We start from the raw sequence: 19,447 nt of genomic DNA, 5'->3' as shown, positions 1-19,447 counted from the left end.
TTGATTTTATGATTGGTTTTTATTATTAAGGTAAATATTCGTTGTTTCTTTGTGAGTTGAAAGAACGATACTGGATGTCGTTGCTGTGACACCGGGCCATGCCTGTATCCTGGCTAATAGCTTCTCCAGGGTCGTGGTGTTCTGCGTACGGATCTTTAAAATATGTGAACCCTCACCGGTCACCGAATGACATTCGAGCACTTCTTTTTCTTTAAGTGCATTCTGTATGATGCTCGAAAAATGCTTCGATGATTCGCTCTTTACAAAAATAAAGCACGTGATGTCGTACTTAAGTTTCTTATGGTTGAGAACTGTCGTATATGAAGTGATGTAACCGTGTGATTCGAGTCTCAGGATCCTGTCGTTTGTGGAGGGAAGTGACAGACCTACTATCTCTGCAAGAACATTCTTTTTTATATGGGCATCCTTTTGGAGCTCGGTCATAATGCTGTAATCTATTGCATCGAGCTTGATTTCCTCTGTATTTTCTTGAGCCTTAATTTTTAAGGTATTTTGTGTGATTTGCCTTATAAATTAAGGCAAATAGATTTAAATGTCAACGTAATATAAAGGACTTTTGCAAAATTTCCTTTATATTCACTTTTAGGTTTACTGAGTGATTCGGTTTATTCTTTACAAAACTTTATATATTCAATATATTATTCACCTAAGGAGAAATTTCAACTATTCTGTTTTTTGTGCAAGATAAGGGGAGAATTAAAGTCTATTAATTTTCACGGGGATTGCTGTGCCCAAATAATTCTCAAAAGCTGGCTATCCTGTATATTAATAATCATAACCACTTTCTATGAAATCGAAACATATAAAACAATATTTAGCCATTCTCATGGTATGTGTATTGCCGGTTGTCCTCTTCAGTTTTAGAAGCCCGGCAGTCAATCAAAGCACTCACGTAATGGTAAACGAAAAAGTAGTGAAGAGATTAAGTGATAACGCTCTTTACGAAAAAGGAACCATCAACGTTATGTTCAAAAGTGCTGTAAATAATTTTTCATCCCGCAAGCTCGGAGTAGACAATATAGATAATTTCCTTAACGGGTTCGATATTACCTCTGTAAAACAACGTTATCCGCTCAAGCCCGAACGCTCTGCGAGAAAGATCGGCGATGAAGAACTTGCAAAGATATTCGAAATTAAATACGAGCGAGATATAGACCCGTTCGAACTGTCCGAAATGATTATGGCTCAATATGGCGACCAGCTCCAATGGGCAGAACCGGACTTTGTATACGAGGCTGACTATATCCCAAATGACCCGAGTGTAAATTCACAATGGCACATCCCTAAAATAAGGTCGTACCAGGCATGGGATTTTTGCCAGGGCGACACTAACGTGATCATAGGTATTGTTGATAGTGGAAGCGATCTGGATCATCCCGATCTGCAAGCCAATATCTGGAAGAACCTGGACGAAATTCCGGGCAATGGCACCGATGATGACGCAAACGGGTACATAGATGACTGGATCGGATGGGACTTTATCGGTACCGGCTCCGGTCCTGACAATGACCCGCAGATATACGGAAGCAATTGCGATCACGGATCCCACGTTTCGGGTGATGCATCACAGGTCACGGATAATGGCGTGCATGGAGCCGGTATAGGTTTCAAATGCAAGCTCATGATTAGCAAGCACGGTGACGATGACGATTTTTCCGGAGCCGGCGGTACTTCACTTATTTATAATTCAAATGATGGAATAGTTTACTGCTACCAAAACGGCGCGAAAGTTATTAACTGTAGCTTTGGAAGTTCGTCATTCAGCTCGCTCCAGCAGACCGTAATTAACAACGCATGGGCAAACGGCACTATCGTTTGCGCTTCAGCCGGAAACGAAGGCTCGAATATACCCAGGTACCCGGCGTCTTGCAACAATACGGTTTCAGTTGCGGCTTCGAATTCTTCCGACATAAAAGCCAGCTTCTCTAACTGGCACTCGACAGTTGATATTACTGGACCCGGTGACGCTATACTCAGCACGGTATGGAATAATACCTACGCGATTTTCAGCGGTACTTCTATGTCTTCGCCTGTAACGGCGGGTGTTGTCGCTCTAATATGGTCTAAAAATCCCGGCTGGACACAACAGCAGGTTTATGACAGACTGCTCGAGTCAGTCGACAGCATATACAATATTCCTGCCAATTCTTCATATATAGGCGGATTGGGTACGGGCAGAGTGAACGCCTTCAAAGCGGTTTACGACAACCCGATATTTACCTTACAAAGTTCATCAGCGTCGGATTCACTCCTCGGAAATGGAAACGGCACCTTCGAAACTAATGAAGAAGTTGCCCTTAAGCTTGAAATTAAAAACACCTGGCTTGCCGGTTCTAATATCTCTCTCAGATTGACGACCTCCGATCCAAATGTCGAAATTGTAAATGACTCCATTTATCTCGGCAATGTCACCGCTTACGGAACATACACGTCCGGTTACAGCGGAGGATTTGTTGTAAAAGCAAAGCCAAATTGTCCGTTCGATTATACAGCGTCTTTCAAGGTCACAGCTAATCAAAACGCTTACGTAGATGAAGCTACTCAAACCGTCAATATCACTTTCAGAAAAGGATTTGTTGTGCATGATCAAAATCTCATGAAGCTGTGTCTCACAAAAGACGGGGCGATAGGAAAAAAACCCGAAGCGTATGGCTCCGGTTTATTCCTCGGAAGCGGAAACACTAACCAGATATACGAAAGCGGTCTTATGATCGGTATCAGCAATACACAGGTATCCGACATGACTCGCAGGGAGTCGGCGCCTGCAAACGTTGCCGATTCGGATTTCGTCGCTTTGGAAACTTACACACTCACGACACCGGGCTCTCTCTCAGCTCAGGACGGGTTAGGACTATTCAATGATGACGGCGCTGGGTCGAACAAGATCGGCGTTACGGTCGATGCGAGAAGTTACGTGTTCAACTCGACTTCACAGGACAGCAACTTTGTTATCCTGCGCTATAAGATAAAAAATGATAACGTCACTGCCCTTAGCAACGTGCACATTGGTATCATGTCATTCTATTCTCCAAACGGCGCCTTCTCGACAAACGTCTGCGTAGGCGATACTGCAAATAGGATGGCTTATACTTATTCTAACTCGAATCCTAATCCGTATTTTGCGACGGCATTGCTCTCGGATCAAAGCATAAACTATAAGACCTTTAGCGCGACCGTGATGTTCGACGGGTTCACTCCACAAGAAAAATGGGACGCTCTCTCGAACGGGCTGAATAACCTGTCCACCAGTCCCGGACCAAACGCATTCATTATCTCAGCCGGTCCGGTCAGTATTCCTGCGGGTGAAACGGTCATTGTCGGGTTCGCTGTCGTAAAAGGAAACGATTACAGCGACCTCGTTGCCAATACGACAAGGGCAAAAACGATGTGGAATTCTGTCGGTGTAAACCAGATCTCTCAGCAGATACCGGACAAATACCAGCTTATGCAGAATTATCCGAATCCGTTCAACCCTTCGACTAAGATAACTTTTGCTCTGCCTAAAAAGGATTTCGTTAAGCTGTCCGTGTATGACATCCTCGGCAGAAGGGTCACTGACCTTGTTAATGAAGAGCTGAACGCCGGTACGTTCGAATATAACTTCGACGGTGCCGGACTCTCGAGCGGAATGTACTTCTACCGCCTTGAAACAAACGGCTTCGTTCAAACGAAAAAGATGCTACTGGTTAAATAATACTGGTTAATATTTAATTCTTCTTAAAAAAGCCCGTTATTCAGTAGCGGGCTTTTTTTTATTTGTCTGATTTACATAGAAACTCAAACAGTTATCTTTTATTTTTACATCATCCGGTAAATAAATGGAGTAAACATGAACAACGGCACAGTAATGCTTTTCAATTCTGTCGTACTCATTCTTTTAGGTTTCATATCATACTTCGACAGCAATGTAAAAAGCTGGACCGCACTCATCGCCCCTGTAGTCGGTATAATATTATTCTTCCTCTCATTCCCAACCAGGAAGGAAAAACACGTCCCCGCTCATATAGGCGTGGTGCTTACGCTGTTGGTAGCCATCGCGCTCATAGTTCCTATCATACGCACAGGCAGTCCCTACGCCATCGCAATGTGCGCCATGAGCTTCGTCAGTGTTATATTTTACGTCATGAATTTTATGAAAAGGAAGAAAGAAAGGGAAGCACAAAAAACCTAATTTTCTCATTGTCTCAATGTTATTTCGATTTTGTACCTTTCAGTAATTTATAACTATAAAAAAAGTATATATACGTATCTAACCCTACTGTCCTTGATTTCTCAATTATATGCTCCTATTTTGAATCACATATTTTTATGGCTTTATTGGACATAAAAAATAGACAATAACTTTTTTAAGTTAAGCACGTATATTAACTATTTAAAAAAATACCTATCTATTGAAAATACAATAATTTGATTAATCTTATATCCAAAGTATTATCTTGAAAATTAAAAGCAAGAATATTAGTTTTAGTAACTTTTCTTTTAAAATACATTCCATGATTAAAGATTTGGTCAAATTAGTACCAATATCTCCTTACACGAATTTAAAGTCTAATCTATAATTTCCATGGCTCAAAAGCCCATAGATAATATCTCTATTAAGGTTCTTGGAAAGTGGAATACTAAACTGTTTCAGCCTGAGTGGATTATTAATAATCTATTTGAAGATAGAAAGCAAATTATAGTTCTTTTTAATTTTGAAGAACGAGAAATCGGTTTTAAAGTTGATGATATTGTCTTCTTTCCGAAAGATGATAAGATGATTATACAAATTGAGCCTGACGAAGATACGAAGGAATTTAAGGAAGATTCGATGATCATTGGAACTAAATTGATGCTCAAGATATTAAAATTACTTCCACATACTCCAATCGAGTCCTTAGATTTTGATATTTCTTTTTTGCTTGACAAAGACGATAAATTTTCAAAATTTATTACTGATAGCTCAGGAAAGCTAATTAATGATTTTATAATAGATAAATATAGATTAAATAAGAAGAGTGATGATTATAATTTGGATATCTTAGTTTCAAAAGAAAAAGATGAAAAATTTAAGGTTATTTTTGTTTTTCAATATAATAATTACAAAAATCTTAAGGATGACATTTTGGTTTATAATTTAAAGGAATCAATAAAATTACTAAATGGCAAAGAATAATAAAAACAATTTACAGGGATTCTCAGAAATAGATAGTTATCATACCATAAAGAATGATTCTAATGGCCCCTATAAGTATTTCCAAATGGGGCAAGTTGATCCGTCGGACATGTCCCATAAATATATGGTTAGAATCTACGAAGCTGACGATATTGTACCAAAGTTCAACTTTTGGGGGGACTACATGCAAAGAAGAGAAGCTCTCTGCTTTACAGCGGTAAATAATTTATTAAGACAAATAAATTTTTTAGAATTAAATCAAAGCTTACTGCAGGAAGAAATTTCCGATGAGGAGTTTGATAAGGAAATTGAGTTGAATAGTGATAAATATGTAATTCCACTAAATCCAATCAATGATAATGATGATTTTGATATTATAGAATTTTTTCTTCACAATATTGACCCCAACATCAAAGATTTTACTGTAAATGAAGCCGCAGAGTTATTCTCGCTAGACCCTAATTCTATGATTCATCAAATTTCTCGTGAATCAAATAGTCAATTAAATCCATAAAATATTGGCAAGATTTGTAAAACTAGGTGATTGTATAGAAGCAGAGAAATCTACTTTAAATACAAGAAGGAAATTTGCCCAAGGAATAATTGAAAAAAGGATTTTATGTGAAGAGGATAGTAAAGTAAAAATCGAAAGATTTTATAAATACAAATGTAGCATCCAGTCTATTGCAACGATCACTAAGGAGTTAAATCCAAAAAAATGTAAGTTAAATATTCTGTCAAATCTCGATTTAGACGACGAAATACATGGAGAGGTTTTAGAGTTTTATTCAGCTGATAAAATAAAATTTGATAAGGAATCAAATTTCTCCTCAACGCATTCTATTTTCAAAGCCAAATGCCCTAGTTATCTTTATGGAATTATTTCCATACCTTTTCGTAGATTTCTGAATTAATAGTATTTCTAATTATCTAGCCCTTTCTTCTTTTGTATCCCTACTGATTTTCTTAAATTAGTCGAACCTCTGCAAATCTTAGACGCAAGCTATTGACCTATAGCGCCTTGGTATAACCCGGCAATGCGGAAATCGCCGGCTGAAGTGAAACGGAAGTAAAATTCCGAGGCTTTTTGCGCTCCCCGATGCACATCGGGGACGGGGAAATACTGCCTGCCCCTCTTTAGCGGTGGTCCGAGCCTTCGCGAAGTTCAATATTAAATCACACACCCCGTGGCGAGTTTATTTCCCCGAGCAAAAAACGCAGGAATTGTTAGGCGAATTTACGCCTTAGCCTTGATCTTTTGGTTCTTTTGCATCAAGGCAAAAGAACTCGCCGTCAGGCGCAAAACCCCGAAGGCGCAGGAAGGCGCAACTCAAAAGCGAAACACAGGATTGTTAGGCGAATTTACGCCTATGCCGTGCCTTTTTGGTACTTTTGTGGCAAGACAAAAGTACACGCCGTCAGGCGCAAAAACGCCCGAAGCCGCAAAAAGACTGAACACAAAAAAAGTATATATACGCATCTAACCCTTTCTCATTTGTTTCCTCCTCTTCCGCGCGTTATATTACCCAGTCAATCGAACCTCGCGAAAGCGGGATTCGGACAATAAGATCGAACCACCCGCGGAGCAGCTGGAGAAGCTGTAAAAAGTCATTTTATGACATTTCGCAATTGGATTTACCTGTCCCCGCAAAAGTCTGCGACCCGGCCTTGTCGGGCGGGGATTCATAAAACTCAAGATCGAACCTCTGCTAGGAAGATGTACCTGATCGAACTACAAGGTAAGTCTGTCATCGGCGTTTGCTCGGAGCGCGCCTTGATCGGCTCCCAAATAGAAGAATGAAGAAGTTACGTATAATTATCCGAGTGGTGAAATAGCTTTATATACATCATAAATATCATTAATTTACGGTTATAAACGATATTTATGGAGCTGCCCAAAATTGGCTTTGGTTGTTACCGTGTAGATTACCGCGTTCGGGAGCACTATGATGCCCTCGTAAAGGCTGTTTTGTCCGGCGTTACGCTCATCGATACCTCCGCCAACTACTCCGACGGGGGCAGTGAGATCCTCGTTGGAAACGTCCTGAACGACCTCATCGAAAAAGGCGAGATCATCCGTGAAGACATCACACTCATAACTAAAGTCGGCTACATACAGGGACAGAATTACAAAAATGCCATGAAGCGCCGGGATGCCGGGAATCCTTTTCCCGAAGTCGTGGAGTATGGCGAAGGATTATGGCACTGCATTCACCCCGAGTTTCTCGAGGACCAGCTAAAGCACCAGCTCACACGCCTCAATACCGATTACATCGACGCGTACCTCCTGCACAATCCCGAGTACTACCTCGGCTGGGCTGATAAAGAATGGAAGCGCATCGATGCCGCGCGGGATGAATTTTACGTGCGCATACGAATGGCGTTCGAGTGGCTCGAGCAAAAGGTGACCGATGGCGTAATAAGATATTACGGCGTTTCATCCAATACATTTGTTTCCAATCCGCATAAGTTCGATTTTGCTTCGCTGGAGACAATGCACAAGATCTCCGAAGAGACGGCTGAAAAATTCGGCGGCAAAAATCATTTCCGCTTTGTACAGTTCCCTTTCAATCTTTTCGAGATCGGCGCGATGACCGAAAAGAACCAGGATAGCAATAAAAGATCGGTGCTGGAATTTGCGCAGGAAAAAAACCTTTACACGCTGATAAACCGCCCGCTCAACGCGATCACAACAAAGGGGCTTGTCCGGCTTGCCGATTTCGATTATAAGGAGCACAATGAAAAGGCTTTCATGGCGCAGGTGCAAAAGGTGATGTTTCTCGAGGATGACATGCTAAAGGAAAAGCTCCCGAATTATGATGTCAAAGCAGTCGATATGAAAACGCTCGAAGGATTATTTGTATCTGGGCAGAAGATAGAGGAAAACTGGGACAAATTCGGCACGATAGAGCATTTCAACGATGTGGTGGAGCATTACTTCGGTCCGCGGATAAACTATCTCATGGATTACTTCGAAGAGAATTTTCCGGAGCACGACATGTCGGAATATTTTAATAATTATCTCACGGAGCTGTATAAATTATTAAATTACACTTCTAATTATTACAAAATAACTGCGGGAAGACGGAGCGGTTTCATTCACGGGATAATCGATACACATGCGGACGAACAGTACTACAAGCTGACACTGTCACAAAAAGCGATTCTACTGTTGTTATCCATAGACGGAGTTAATACAGTACTGGTTGGGGCAAGAAAAGATGAATATATAGACGACTTGCTCCCCATACTGGATATGCCGAAAATAGAAAATGCAAAAGATATACTGATAAGGCTACACGACGAGCTCGAAAACGCGCAATATCATTCACCGGAACTTTAGATGATAAAGATCAAGAATAAGTATAAACTACTCGCCGTAATTATAATCATACCTGTCATAGCAGGCTTATTCATTCTCAACTCGATAATAGGCGGAAACGCAGAAGAAAATAACGAGAACCGACAGATCCCTCTCACATCCGCAGCATTAAAGCAGATGATACCCGCGCAGATAGACAGCATACTCTACACATTCGGAATAGAAAAAGAGTGGATAAAAAATATAGATCCCGGCGCCGATACGACAAAGAAATCAAAGGACAAACCTGATCCGCGGTACGAAAAAGCATGGCTGATAAAAAAAGTAGAAATACCGACCGACCTTCCGCTCTCAAATTTAAATTATGAAATAACGAACTACCTAAACACCCTTAAGTTAAATACGATGGCGTTCGAGGATCCGCGGAGTACTGAGCTAAACATCGAAGTGCTGAATGCGGAGGGTGATACAAACAGCGTCGAAGCGGTAATTAATGTTAAGTATAACGATTCGCTCTCACGTGAAGGTTCGGAGATAGCGCTCATCCTGACAAATACAGAGCAGTACAAACCTGCCGATCTAAAATCGATGATAGAATCACCGGAAAATTTTTCTATGGTGCTTCCTATAGATTATAAGTATTCAGATCTTCAATCGCTGATACTCGAGTCGGATAATGATTATACTTTGTTTTACACGATAGGGCAGGAGGATGATTTTTCCGCAGATTTTCGTGACAAGATGCCGGAGAAAGAATGGCAGTCAAAAGTAAAATCCATTAGTGTTGCTTTTCCAAAAGCCGCGGCGGTAGTACTCATTAACCCGGAGAAACTATATAAATACGAAAAAGCCATCCGTGAGCATTTCCTCGAATACAGACCAAATGTTTACCGCGATACTATATTTACCGATATAAGAACATCGGACCTGTCCGGCGGACCGGTGGATAAACTTTACGGCAGCATTCTCAATAATTCTAAAGCCGGCAAGAAATACCAGATTTACGTAGCTGAGTTTACCCCGGCGGATTTTGAATACTATACTCAGAAGATATACGAGCTAAAGAAGAAAGGTTATAAATTCGTTTCTCTTTCACGGATATTAAAACACATTTCAAAGGTAAACGGAGAAAACAAATCAGCATCTGGAAATGATTCCCTTAAAACAGGAGAGCAGAAAGACAAATGAAAACATTAATATTACTTTTATCAGCCATTGCCATAATGGGCTGTTCGACAAATAAAGTTTCAGATAATCTAAAAACGTCAGGAAATAAAATGGACAACATTAACATTTCTGATATCACCGTCAAGACTATCGACGGACAGGACAAAAAGCTATCCGATTACAACGGTAATGTACTTCTTATTGTAAACGTTGCTTCACAGTGCGGTAACACTCCGCAATATACCGGGCTGGAAAGCATTTACGAAAAATATAAAGACCAGGGATTTTATGTATTAGGTTTTCCGTCGAATGATTTCGGAGGACAGGAGCCGGGTACAAATGAAGAAATAAAATCATTCTGCGAAACTAATTACAACGTTACATTCCCGCTCTTCGATAAGATAAAGGTACTGGGCGATGACAAATCCCCTCTTTATGCCGAACTGATAGAGATGGAGCCGGGCGGAGATGTAAAATGGAATTTCGAAAAATTCCTTATAGATAAACAGGGAAACGTGGTGGAAAGAATTGGAAACAAAGTACAGCCGGAATCGGACGAAGTAACCTCTGCAATCGAAGAACAATTAGGCAAATAGAATGGGTATATGAATATGCATGAGACATGGATGAAGCATGCTTTCCGTGAAGCTGAGAGAGCATACGAGGAAGGCGAAGTTCCAATTGGGTGTATCGTCACGTTTCAAAATACGATCATAGCAAAGGCGCATAACCAGGTAGAAGCGCTCAAAGATCCCACTGCACACGCGGAGATAATAGCGATAACATCAGCCGCCGAATACCTTCAATCGAAACAACTTCCCGGATGTTCGATGTACGTTACATTAGAGCCGTGCGCGATGTGTGCGGGCGCGATAGTGCTGGCAAAGATAGAGAACCTTTTTTTTGGGGCATACGACGTGAAATCCGGTGCTTGCGGAAGTGTATTAAACATTACAAACAACAAATCACTTAATCACCAGTGTAATACTTCCGGGGGTATCATGGATACGGAGTGTAAAGAGATATTGAGAAGTTTTTTTGAAGTGAAGAGATAAATGATATTAAAATAAATTGTTCTCTGGTAACTGCTCAAGGGGTAACCAGTGGATTAGTTGTAAATAATGTCTATTCAAATTGATAGCAATCTCAGCTAGAAGTTCCGTTTTTAAATGAATTGACTCAACTGTGATAGGCTCCGGTGAAAGATGGTATGAAGAGGGATCCCCTGGTGAAAACCTTGCGTTTGATTTCATCATACCTAGTATTTGATCCCCTGTCTTTAGTTCAATAAATGCTGAGTGTAAAAGATCATTTCGATATTCTCTTAAAGAGTGTGATTTATCAACAAGATCTGAGAAATCCTTTTTTAGAGTATCAATATACTCGGTATAATTATCTCCTCGTAATCTACCCATCAAATCCATATAGTGATTTTTGACCTTATTTATAAGATTGTAATTACTTTCATTTCTAAAAGCTAATGGTGGCCAGTTTTTTCTTTCCGGATCCAGTATTAAGCCCCCTATCTCTCGGAATCTATTTTCTACCCACTGAAATGAAACAACAAATTCTCCTATAGCTTGATATACTTTATCAGCATTAAATTCTTTCATTTTCTTTTAAGTTTTACTTAAACACCGGTACCGAGGTCAGGAAATCATAATTGTAATATATCCGTAGAGTATATGCTCCTTCGTTAAGGAAATCGTAATTATAAAATATTTCATGCCAGCCAGGTTCAAAGACACCCATTCTAATCTCACCTGCATTATTCCCAAATCTATCCGTAAAGACCAGTTTCAAGACACCTTCCACAGGCGCGGAGAAACCGTACTTTTTATAATCGAAAGACATATTTCCTGCCGATGACGGTTTGAGTTTTTCCGCAGGTATGACCTTATTACAAAGCGAGTCATTTAAAATCTTACAATCGAGCGTGTCGAAAACAGGCTTTACATGTTTCCATATTTCATTATCCTGCAAATGAATATGACGGTTACCCCTGCTCCCGTGTTCCAGGAAGCGTACATCGAGCGGAGCACACCCCGACATCACGGTACTCCTGTCACCGGCAGAGTAATATACCATGTCCGCAGCAAGCCCGTACATATGCGGAGAAGATTCAACGTCGGTCCACCCTCTTCTTTTATAGAGTAATTGTTCATTCGATTTTCTCATCGCGTCAGAAACAGTCTGAGTCGCCCCGATCTTTTCGATCAGATACAGGAACTTGATCGCAAAGTTAGGATGAATGAAACGAGAAACATTGTCCTTAAAAGTGAGAAATGGGTAATCGAAATTTACCAGCGGGTAGCACGTACCCAAGCGTCCCGACATTATAAAATTTTCGGGAGATAGAAAATACTTTCCCGCCGAAGGATTATTTACAAGAAAATAGTTAACCGGTTTCCCATTATTATAGTAGAGTAGATGGGCAGAATAAAATAACGTATCATCAGTCCGGACGAATTCATAGCCGGAGTTAACAATATTTCCGGGCGCTTCATTAGGATAGCAAACTCCGGAAAACAGGGTTAGAAACAATATGTAAAAAGGTATAAGTCGTTTCAAATGCAAGGATTTACATTTCACCGAAACCGCTCTCGAAAAAAGCAACCATCTCTTCGGCAAGTTTTTCTTCATCTTCCCCTTCGAAACGGAGGGTAAGTTTAGATCCCTGCTCGGCGGCGAGGGTCATTACACCGATGATGCTTTTACCATTCACTTCAAAGCCGTTCTTTGATATATAAAAATCAGCTTTGTAGCGCGCGGCGATCTTTACTATAGCGGATGCCGGGCGGGTATGCATTCCGGCTTTATTCTTTATCAGTACTTCTTTTTGTATCAATTTATGATGAGCGCGATAATAATGTTAATAACGATTATTGAAATAACAATAAGGGTTAAATACTTAAAGTAAAAATGAACGAAAGTATCACGAAGGATCACCTTATCCAGTACGAGTGAGAACACCCACACTACGGAAAAAAAGCCAACCGAAAGAACGATGAACGGTGATACTATTATCTGGTCAACGAGCAAAGAGAAATTCAATACCAGGAAACATACAGACGCTATTAAGACAAAATTCCTTTTCTGGGCAGAATCCGGCTCGGTCTTCTTATCCATGCGCACCTCAGTAAAGACAATCCGGGTAACCCAGAAAAAAATCAACACAAATGCAACGATATTGAGAACAAGAACGCCATAATCTGAAACCAGATATAAGATAAATCTTAGAAAAAGAACAATGACCGTCGCAGGAATTAAGATAAGCAGCTGTCCGCGCCTGTTAAAATCAAGCCAGGGTTCGGATTTTTGTTTTAGCTTCGATATTTTATTACTGAGATCCTCATTCACTTATCAAAAACTCCTGCCGAGCAGCATCCCCGAAAACCACTTAAGCATTTCTTTTGCTTCAGAGGATGGGAGCTTTTCCAAATAACTATCAGCTTCTTCAGTATAACTTTTGACCTGATTTGTTGACTCGTCAATTATACCCAGTCTTGTATAAATTTCCTTAACCTTATGAATTTCCTCGTCGGAAATAGAAGAACTTTTGGAAGTAACCTTTTGAAGGAGCGCAATATCTTGTTCGTCTGCCGCTTCCTCGAGAGCTTTTATCAAAAGATATGTTTTCTTCCCGGCTTTTATGTCACCGCCTATCATCTTTCCGAACTCTTTCTCGTCAGCAGTTATATCGAGCAGGTCATCCTGTATCTGAAAAGCCAGCCCGATGTTTTCGGCATAATTTTTCATAAGAGCAATATCATCATCAGAACCATCTGCGATCAGCACTCCTATTACAGCACATGCCTCAAGTAAGCGTGACGTCTTCATTCCAATCATCATCAGGTATTCCTCGTGTGTTACATTATTGCGATCCTCAAATTCCGTATCGAAGCTTTGCCCTTCACACACCTCGATCATACTTTCGGTAAAAACTTTAGCTATTTCAGAAATACGCGCTGAATTTGTTCTTAACAAAGAACGGTATGCAAGCCCAAGCAGACCGTCTCCGGCTAAAATAGCGGTATTTACATCCCATTTTTTGTAAACCGTCTCATTTCCCCGGCGGGTATCCGCGCTGTCCATTATATCGTCGTGGACGAGGGTGAAATTATGCAATATTTCTACTGCTGCAGCGGCATCAATAGAATCCTCGAAACTTCCCCCAAACGCCTCACAGGAAAGTATAGTGATCATGGGACGAATCCGTTTTCCACCACCATTAAGCACATAATTCATAGGATCATAGAGCCCAGCTGGAGATTTTTTTTCAATAAAGGAGAACAAATTACCATCTATCCTCGTTTTATAAGAAAGATAACGGTCGTAGTATTTATCCATTATTTGGAGTATATAGGAAAAACAAAGTAATTACGTTATTTTTAAACTTATCAATATATATAATATATATTTTTAGAAATATGGATTTTAAAACACATATATCATACAATTATCCAATGAAGACAAAATCGTTTTTAAGGCGGTTCAGCTTTAGCGCAGTATTTATTATAATATTTGCCGTAACATCGGCCTTTTCGGGAGTATATAACGCGTTAAGCGGTCACAGGACATTTAGCAACCCGGAATACAGCATTCTGTATAATTCATCCTTAAGTAAGGTATCCGATGGCGATCTGCCGGATTGGGCATTATTAGACCCGGATAAAGACGGGTACGAGGGAACAAGAACCAAGACTTTCTTTGAATATATAAATTCGCTCCCCGAAGCTCCGCAAAGAAGTGAGGTTATAGTAGCGGTTATCGATTCGGGCTTTGACATAAACCACCCGGCGCTAAAGAACAGAATATGGCAGAATGAAGCAGAGGTGAATGGTGTTGCGGGTGTGGATGATGATGGAAACGGTTATATAGATGACTTTAATGGATGGAATTTTTTGGGCGACGTAAAGTATTCGAATTACGAAATGACAAGAGAGTTTAGACGATTAAAAATGGAAAAAGTACCTGAGTCCGATCCCTATTATCAGAAGGTTGTGCAGGAGATGAAAGAAGAGAGAGATGAGGTAGAGGGCACATTGAGCGGGCTGAAGCAAACAATGGAAGTGGTAGAAGATGCATATGAAACTCTCAAGAGCGGAGGATATCCAACCGATCCGGAGAAGCTCCAACTGGTACAGGAAAATCTTAGCGGAAAGTACAGAGAAGCGGCTAACAAGATAATGACGGCTTACTTGTTATTCGGAGTGACGAAAGAAGATCTGGATGAATATATAAAAGAGTACACAATAAAGGACAAGTACTTGTTCGATACAACAATGGCCCACTTCCCATATAATGATAACCCAAACATAATGGATGAGAAGGGTTATGGAAATAACGATGTTAGCGTGGATTTCGAATCACACGGGACGCACGTATCGGGTATAATCGCGGGTGAAAAAGATGGCATAGGGCAAGCACCATTTGCAAAGATAATGACACTACGCGCAGTGCCAAATGAAGGTGATGAAAGAGACAAAGACATCGGTAATGCGATAAGATACGCTGTCGATAATGGTGCTGATATAATAAATATGTCGGCGGGAAAGTATTACTCCCCAAATCCGGAGTACGTAGTGGATGCTATTAATTATGCAAAAGAAAAAGGAGTGTTGTTTGTTGTATCAGCCGGTAATGAAGCACTGGATGTAGAAAAGACCGTGAACTATCCGAGAAAATATTACGTGGAAAATGGTCAGGTAAAGAGCTTTGATAATATGATAGTGGTCGGAGCCAGCACCTGGATGAAAAGCTGGAATGAGGATAAAGATCCAGATGACCTTGCACAGGGTTACGATCTTGCAGCGCCATTCTCAAATTATTCGGAAACGGTCGTCGACGTGTTCGCACCAGGCTTAGAAATAAACTCGACAGTACCGGGGAGCAAGTACGAGCGAATCAGCGGTACAAGCATGGCATCTCCGGAAGTAGCAGGTGTGGCCGCAGTGCTAAAAGCTTACTTTCCTTATCTCACACCCGAGCAAATAAAGGAAACACTCATTAACTCGGTAAGGAAATATGACGGATTAAAGGTGAAGGTCAGAGGAAAAAATTCAAAGATGGATTTTGAGAAAATGTCAAAATCCGGAGGAATTATAGACCTTATGAACGCATTTGAGTATGCCAGGACGCATTTTACGTCGAATTAAAATCTTAAATTATCAGTACCTTATTAGTGATACCCAATATTAAAAAGGAATGATGCTCATCATTCCTTTTTTTGTTTCTTCATCTAACTGACTCCTAGTTATTTTTGTCTAATTGTATTGAAATAAATCAGAAATTATTTCAACTTTATAATTCCTGCAGTTAAAACACTTAGAAATCAATATTTTTATTAAACTAAATAATACGCTATGAAAGTAAAGTTTTTTACTCTTATGATAGCGGCAGTATTAATTGGACTTTTTGTATCTAATTCAAATGCTGATAACCGCTATGGTGTAAGGGCTCCCTTTGTTCAAAATTTTCAGACAGATGACATGGGAGGACCTGATTCACTTGGATATACCTGGAAGGATTCACAGGAACCAGAAGTGGATTATATTTTTCTTGATACGACATACGGTTCCGGAACCTGGACAAGAGTAACCGGTCTTGGTGACGACAATTTCGTTGGTCCATTTAATATGGGACTAAGTTTCAGATATTATTACTATAATGTAAATAGATTCTGGATCGGTTCAAACGGATACATAATGTTTGGTCCACAGACTGGAAACATGGCATCACCATTCCCGAACATTCCACTAAATGCACAACCAAACAACATGGTTGCAGCATTTGGTTCTGACCTGAATTTTGCAGGGGCAGGTAACACAGCAAAATGCTACTGGTATACAAATAATGCCGACACAATAATAATTTCATTTTATGATGTTCCATTCTGGCAACAAGCAGCACCGGGATTCACCGGTTCAAACACATTCCAGATAGTACTAGCGGCAAGTGACAGTTCAGTTACTTTTAACTACAAAGACCAAACAGGTATTTCAAATAATAACGATATAACCGCAGGTATAGAAGACATTGCCGGAAATCTTGGATTACAATATTTAAGAAATGTATATCCGACTCCAATGCGTTCGGTTAAATTCTTTTATCCCGATACAGTAACATACCAAGTAACGGACGCTTCCGTAAACTGGATTAACAACAGTGACAATGGTGCAATTTCCGTTGTTACTGGCGACGATTTTACTATCAGTGCAAATTTTGGTAACCTTGGTAATACAAATACGCCTACATATAAATCCGTAATGAGAGTAAGGCAAGGTGGATCTACATTATTTGCTGATACGGTCGATGTACCTCCATTATCTCCAACGGGTGATACGACTTTATTTGCTAATAATAGTTGGACATCCGGGGCAGTGGGAACATACGAAATAACCGTAACGAATCTCTTCTCAGACGGAGTATCCTTTAATAACTTTGCATCGTTTGAACTTCAAGTTATTGAGAGAGACACAGCCGGGCAGCAGCTCAAATATGACAATGGAACAAGCGCTTCTTCCGTTTCATGGACGGGTGGCAATGGACACGTTGCCCAATATTTTGTACCTCCTTATTACCCGATCACTATTGACCAGATAAGTTTTTATATTGCAACAACAGGACCGGGCTTTGCAGGGAGGATACTAGATGATGACGGAACAAACGGACTCCCGGGAACCGAATTATTTACACAAAGTATTACCAGTCCTGCGGTAGGATTTACAAATATCACCGTAAATCCACCTGTAACAATCAACGACGGAGGATTCTATGTTGTATGGACAATGGAAGGCGAGACTATTGCGCTGGGTGAAGATATAACAACACCGGTATCTAATAGAAGTCTTGAGGGCTTTGGAACAGCTTTTTCACCATACCGAAATGGCGCTACTCAAGATCCTATGATCAGAGCGCAAATACATCTACCAGGATCTGTTGGCATCACGCCAATTTCCGGTAATATCCCTGAGAGATACAGTCTCAGCCAGAATTATCCAAATCCGTTCAATCCGAGCACAAAGATAAATTTTGCAATTCCGAAAAACGGATTTGTGAAGATTGCTGTATATGACATTCTCGGAAGAAGAGTAAGCAACCTAATAAATCAAAATCTGAACGCAGGAACATACTCAATTGATTTTAACGGTGCTAACCTGAACAGCGGAATTTACTTCTATAGAATCGAGGCAGATGGGTTTGTTGAAACAAAGAAGATGTTGCTAATTAAGTAACAACCATCAAAGATATTTTTATAAAAAGCCCCATCTATCGATGGGGTTTTTTTATTTATTAATTGCTTTATTTCCAATAATCGAACTAAAGGACTTTTTTTCTATTTTACTATCCAGCCAAGAGTCAATATCGAAATACTCCATTATTCTATTTTCTCTAACCTCCTTTGAACGTTTAGACAGTTTATACTTCAGATCATTATAGAGATCAATTTTAACTTCTTCATCAGTAGCAAATATAAGTTTGTTTAAAAAGCTAAGTATTATTTTCTCAAATTCATTGAGATAGTTGTGGGAGTCAAAAAACCTACGAGCGGATTTAATTTCATATTCCAGCAAATCATAATTCCCAATTTCATAATGAACAAATAGGTTAAGGAGGCGGGAATAAATCTGGATATCTTCCCTGAGCCTAAACTCTTTTTTATTGAGAATCTTGTTTATCCACTCCAATGATTTTTCATAATCTCCCGCTCCAAAATAAATATACGCTATATTATAATAGAAAAGTATCTCCGATTCCTGATCTATTCTTCCCGAAAACTCCTTTAGTCCTTTTTCTATTTCTTTCGCAAGCTTAACACCCTTTTGAAATTCGCCAGTGAGTAGATATAAATTCATTTCATTGTCATAAGAAATAATAAACATTTGCGCTCTCATTGTTTTTGATTCCGGTTCAATCGCACGGATCTTTTTAATTGACACCATTGCATCGATATATTTTTTTGTTTCCATCTGTACTATGAGGAGGTTATTAAGGGCAGCAAGATAGTTATTTGATCTCATCATCCCCGGATTAGCTTCTAAAAATTCTACAAGTTTATTACTATACCTCAATAAATTTTCATAATCTCCCTTTGTAAGATAAAATAGCCCTTTAATATTATAGTAAAAATTTTTGGAGAAATAAGTTGTTGCTTTGTCTTCCGATTTTAACAAAGGGTTTTTCATAAGCTCATTGAATTTATTCAACTCTTCACTATCTCTGATGTTTCCATACTTTTTCCTTAGAAAGAAGGATTTGGTTGAAAGCCTCCAGAAGTCATTTATATTTCTTATCTTTTCCACAGCATCATTAACCTCATAATAGATATTATCCAAATCTTCTTCAGTACGTTTTGTGTACGCTTCCGCTCGAGCAATCGCTTTTTCCATGTCTATTATTTCCAGCAACTGCGTATATTTTTCGTGGGTAAGAGCTATTTTTTTCGCTTTATTTAAGAGCTTTTTACATTGTCCGTATAAGGACTTATGAAAGAGTATATCGACATCTCTAAGTAACCCGTGTAGTTCGTTAACCTTTGATTTTTCAGAATTGTAAAGCCTAAGGCTTCTCAAAATCGTGCCATAAAGATAGCTTTTTAATACATGAAGCTGCTTTATGAACTTTTCGCCCTTAAAATATTCTTTTACAGCATCTTCATCATAATTACCTTGATTTGAGGCTTGTTTATCTATAAAATCAAATAGCCGTACATAATTATTATCACCTTCTGACCTTCTGGCATTCATCGAAGCAAATAGTTTAAAATATCTCTTTTCGGT

General features: G+C 39.7%; 19 protein-coding genes. 12 read left to right on the top strand and 7 right to left on the bottom strand.

All coding sequences use genetic code 11. The annotated features are described in order from the left end of the window. Positions 1-6 precede the first annotated feature (6 nt). Complete coding sequence (locus H6614_08885) at positions 7-444, bottom strand: Lrp/AsnC family transcriptional regulator (GenBank protein MCB9243775.1); 438 nt, start codon at positions 442-444, stop codon at positions 7-9. Positions 445-808: 364 nt separating this feature from the next. Here H6614_08885 and H6614_08880 point away from each other — a divergent pair, with 364 nt between their 5' ends. From H6614_08880 to H6614_08835, 10 genes are all read left to right on the top strand, one after another. Continuing rightward, positions 809-3,715, top strand: coding sequence for a S8 family peptidase (locus H6614_08880; GenBank protein ID MCB9243774.1), 2,907 nt, complete (start codon positions 809-811; stop codon positions 3,713-3,715). Positions 3,716-3,850: 135 nt separating this feature from the next. Continuing rightward, positions 3,851-4,192 (top strand): hypothetical protein, encoded by a 342-nt coding sequence (locus H6614_08875; GenBank protein MCB9243773.1) that lies wholly within the window; start codon positions 3,851-3,853, stop codon positions 4,190-4,192. A gap of 393 nt (positions 4,193-4,585) precedes the next feature. Beyond that, the gene (locus H6614_08870; GenBank protein MCB9243772.1) at positions 4,586-5,176 is read left to right on the top strand and encodes a hypothetical protein; all 591 of its coding nucleotides are present in this window, start codon (positions 4,586-4,588) and stop codon (positions 5,174-5,176) included. Further along, entirely contained in the window at positions 5,163-5,690 is a 528-nt protein-coding gene (locus H6614_08865) for a hypothetical protein (GenBank protein MCB9243771.1), read from the top strand. Before H6614_08870 ends, H6614_08865 begins: the two co-directional genes overlap by 14 nt. A 4-nt stretch (positions 5,691-5,694) precedes the next feature. Further along, a complete protein-coding gene (locus H6614_08860) occupies positions 5,695-6,090 on the top strand; it encodes a hypothetical protein (GenBank protein MCB9243770.1) in 396 nt (131 codons plus the stop codon). A 336-nt stretch (positions 6,091-6,426) separates the two neighbouring features. Continuing rightward, a complete protein-coding gene (locus tag H6614_08855; GenBank protein MCB9243769.1) occupies positions 6,427-6,660 on the top strand; it encodes a hypothetical protein in 234 nt (77 codons plus the stop codon). 401 nt (positions 6,661-7,061) lie between these two features. Further along, positions 7,062-8,519, top strand: a complete 1,458-nt coding sequence (locus H6614_08850; protein MCB9243768.1) for an aldo/keto reductase — start codon at positions 7,062-7,064, stop codon at positions 8,517-8,519. Further along, positions 8,520-9,686: a hypothetical protein gene (locus H6614_08845; GenBank protein MCB9243767.1), complete on the top strand. Its 1,167-nt coding sequence runs from the start codon at positions 8,520-8,522 to the stop codon at positions 9,684-9,686. A 98-nt stretch (positions 9,687-9,784) separates the two neighbouring features. Next, entirely contained in the window at positions 9,785-10,261 is a 477-nt protein-coding gene (locus H6614_08840; protein ID MCB9243766.1) for a glutathione peroxidase, read from the top strand. 15 nt (positions 10,262-10,276) lie between these two features. Next, a complete protein-coding gene (locus H6614_08835) occupies positions 10,277-10,720 on the top strand; it encodes a nucleoside deaminase (protein MCB9243765.1) in 444 nt (147 codons plus the stop codon). A 6-nt stretch (positions 10,721-10,726) separates the two neighbouring features. On the opposite strand, the gene H6614_08830 is transcribed toward H6614_08835, so the two are convergent. From H6614_08830 to H6614_08810, 5 genes are read right to left on the bottom strand one after another with little or no spacing between them, the layout of a single operon-like run. Next, positions 10,727-11,278, bottom strand: a complete 552-nt coding sequence (locus tag H6614_08830) for a hypothetical protein (protein MCB9243764.1) — start codon at positions 11,276-11,278, stop codon at positions 10,727-10,729. Positions 11,279-11,291: 13 nt separating this feature from the next. After that, positions 11,292-12,236, bottom strand: a complete 945-nt coding sequence (locus H6614_08825) for a hypothetical protein (GenBank protein MCB9243763.1) — start codon at positions 12,234-12,236, stop codon at positions 11,292-11,294. Between the two features lie 10 nt (positions 12,237-12,246). After that, positions 12,247-12,513 (bottom strand): HPr family phosphocarrier protein, encoded by a 267-nt coding sequence (locus H6614_08820; GenBank protein ID MCB9243762.1) that lies wholly within the window; start codon positions 12,511-12,513, stop codon positions 12,247-12,249. Next, a complete protein-coding gene (locus H6614_08815; protein MCB9243761.1) occupies positions 12,510-13,025 on the bottom strand; it encodes a hypothetical protein in 516 nt (171 codons plus the stop codon). Before H6614_08815 ends, H6614_08820 begins: the two co-directional genes overlap by 4 nt. 3 nt (positions 13,026-13,028) lie before the next feature. Beyond that, entirely contained in the window at positions 13,029-14,015 is a 987-nt protein-coding gene (locus H6614_08810) for a polyprenyl synthetase family protein (protein MCB9243760.1), read from the bottom strand. A gap of 80 nt (positions 14,016-14,095) precedes the next feature. Here H6614_08810 and H6614_08805 point away from each other — a divergent pair, with 80 nt between their 5' ends. Continuing rightward, positions 14,096-15,823 carry a S8 family serine peptidase gene (locus tag H6614_08805; protein ID MCB9243759.1) on the top strand — a complete coding sequence of 576 codons (1,728 nt, stop codon included), beginning with the start codon at positions 14,096-14,098 and terminating at the stop codon, positions 15,821-15,823. A gap of 207 nt (positions 15,824-16,030) precedes the next feature. Then, a complete protein-coding gene (locus tag H6614_08800) occupies positions 16,031-17,902 on the top strand; it encodes a T9SS type A sorting domain-containing protein (GenBank protein ID MCB9243758.1) in 1,872 nt (623 codons plus the stop codon). 51 nt (positions 17,903-17,953) lie between these two features. Here the strand turns inward: H6614_08800 and H6614_08795 are convergent, their stop codons facing one another. Next, positions 17,954-19,414 carry a hypothetical protein gene (locus tag H6614_08795; protein MCB9243757.1) on the bottom strand — a complete coding sequence of 487 codons (1,461 nt, stop codon included), beginning with the start codon at positions 19,412-19,414 and terminating at the stop codon, positions 17,954-17,956. Positions 19,415-19,447: the final 33 nt, after the last annotated feature.

It is taken from the genome of Ignavibacteriales bacterium, assembly GCA_020635255.1.
In the GTDB taxonomy this organism is placed as follows: domain Bacteria; phylum Bacteroidota; class Ignavibacteria; order Tepidaquicellales; family Tepidaquicellaceae; genus JAEYVS01.
The sequence above is the reverse complement of the archived record's forward strand: the minus strand, read 5'-3'. Positions and strand labels throughout refer to the sequence as shown.

Bases quoted from the DNA above. Each gene is read 5' to 3' on its own strand.
- H6614_08885 (MCB9243775.1), bottom strand. From the start codon at position 444: ATGACCGAGCTCCAAAAGGATGCCCATATAAAAAAGAATGTTCTTGCA.
- H6614_08880 (MCB9243774.1), top strand. From the start codon at position 809: ATGAAATCGAAACATATAAAACAATATTTAGCCATTCTCATGGTATGT.
- H6614_08875 (MCB9243773.1), top strand. From the start codon at position 3,851: ATGAACAACGGCACAGTAATGCTTTTCAATTCTGTCGTACTCATTCTT.
- H6614_08870 (MCB9243772.1), top strand. From the start codon at position 4,586: ATGGCTCAAAAGCCCATAGATAATATCTCTATTAAGGTTCTTGGAAAG.
- H6614_08865 (MCB9243771.1), top strand. From the start codon at position 5,163: ATGGCAAAGAATAATAAAAACAATTTACAGGGATTCTCAGAAATAGAT.
- H6614_08850 (MCB9243768.1), top strand. From the start codon at position 7,062: ATGGAGCTGCCCAAAATTGGCTTTGGTTGTTACCGTGTAGATTACCGC.
- H6614_08845 (MCB9243767.1), top strand. From the start codon at position 8,520: ATGATAAAGATCAAGAATAAGTATAAACTACTCGCCGTAATTATAATC.
- H6614_08835 (MCB9243765.1), top strand. From the start codon at position 10,277: ATGCATGAGACATGGATGAAGCATGCTTTCCGTGAAGCTGAGAGAGCA.
- H6614_08830 (MCB9243764.1), bottom strand. From the start codon at position 11,278: ATGAAAGAATTTAATGCTGATAAAGTATATCAAGCTATAGGAGAATTT.
- H6614_08810 (MCB9243760.1), bottom strand. From the start codon at position 14,015: ATGGATAAATACTACGACCGTTATCTTTCTTATAAAACGAGGATAGAT.
- H6614_08805 (MCB9243759.1), top strand. From the start codon at position 14,096: ATGGATTTTAAAACACATATATCATACAATTATCCAATGAAGACAAAA.
- H6614_08800 (MCB9243758.1), top strand. From the start codon at position 16,031: ATGAAAGTAAAGTTTTTTACTCTTATGATAGCGGCAGTATTAATTGGA.
- H6614_08795 (MCB9243757.1), bottom strand. From the start codon at position 19,414: ATGAATGCCAGAAGGTCAGAAGGTGATAATAATTATGTACGGCTATTT.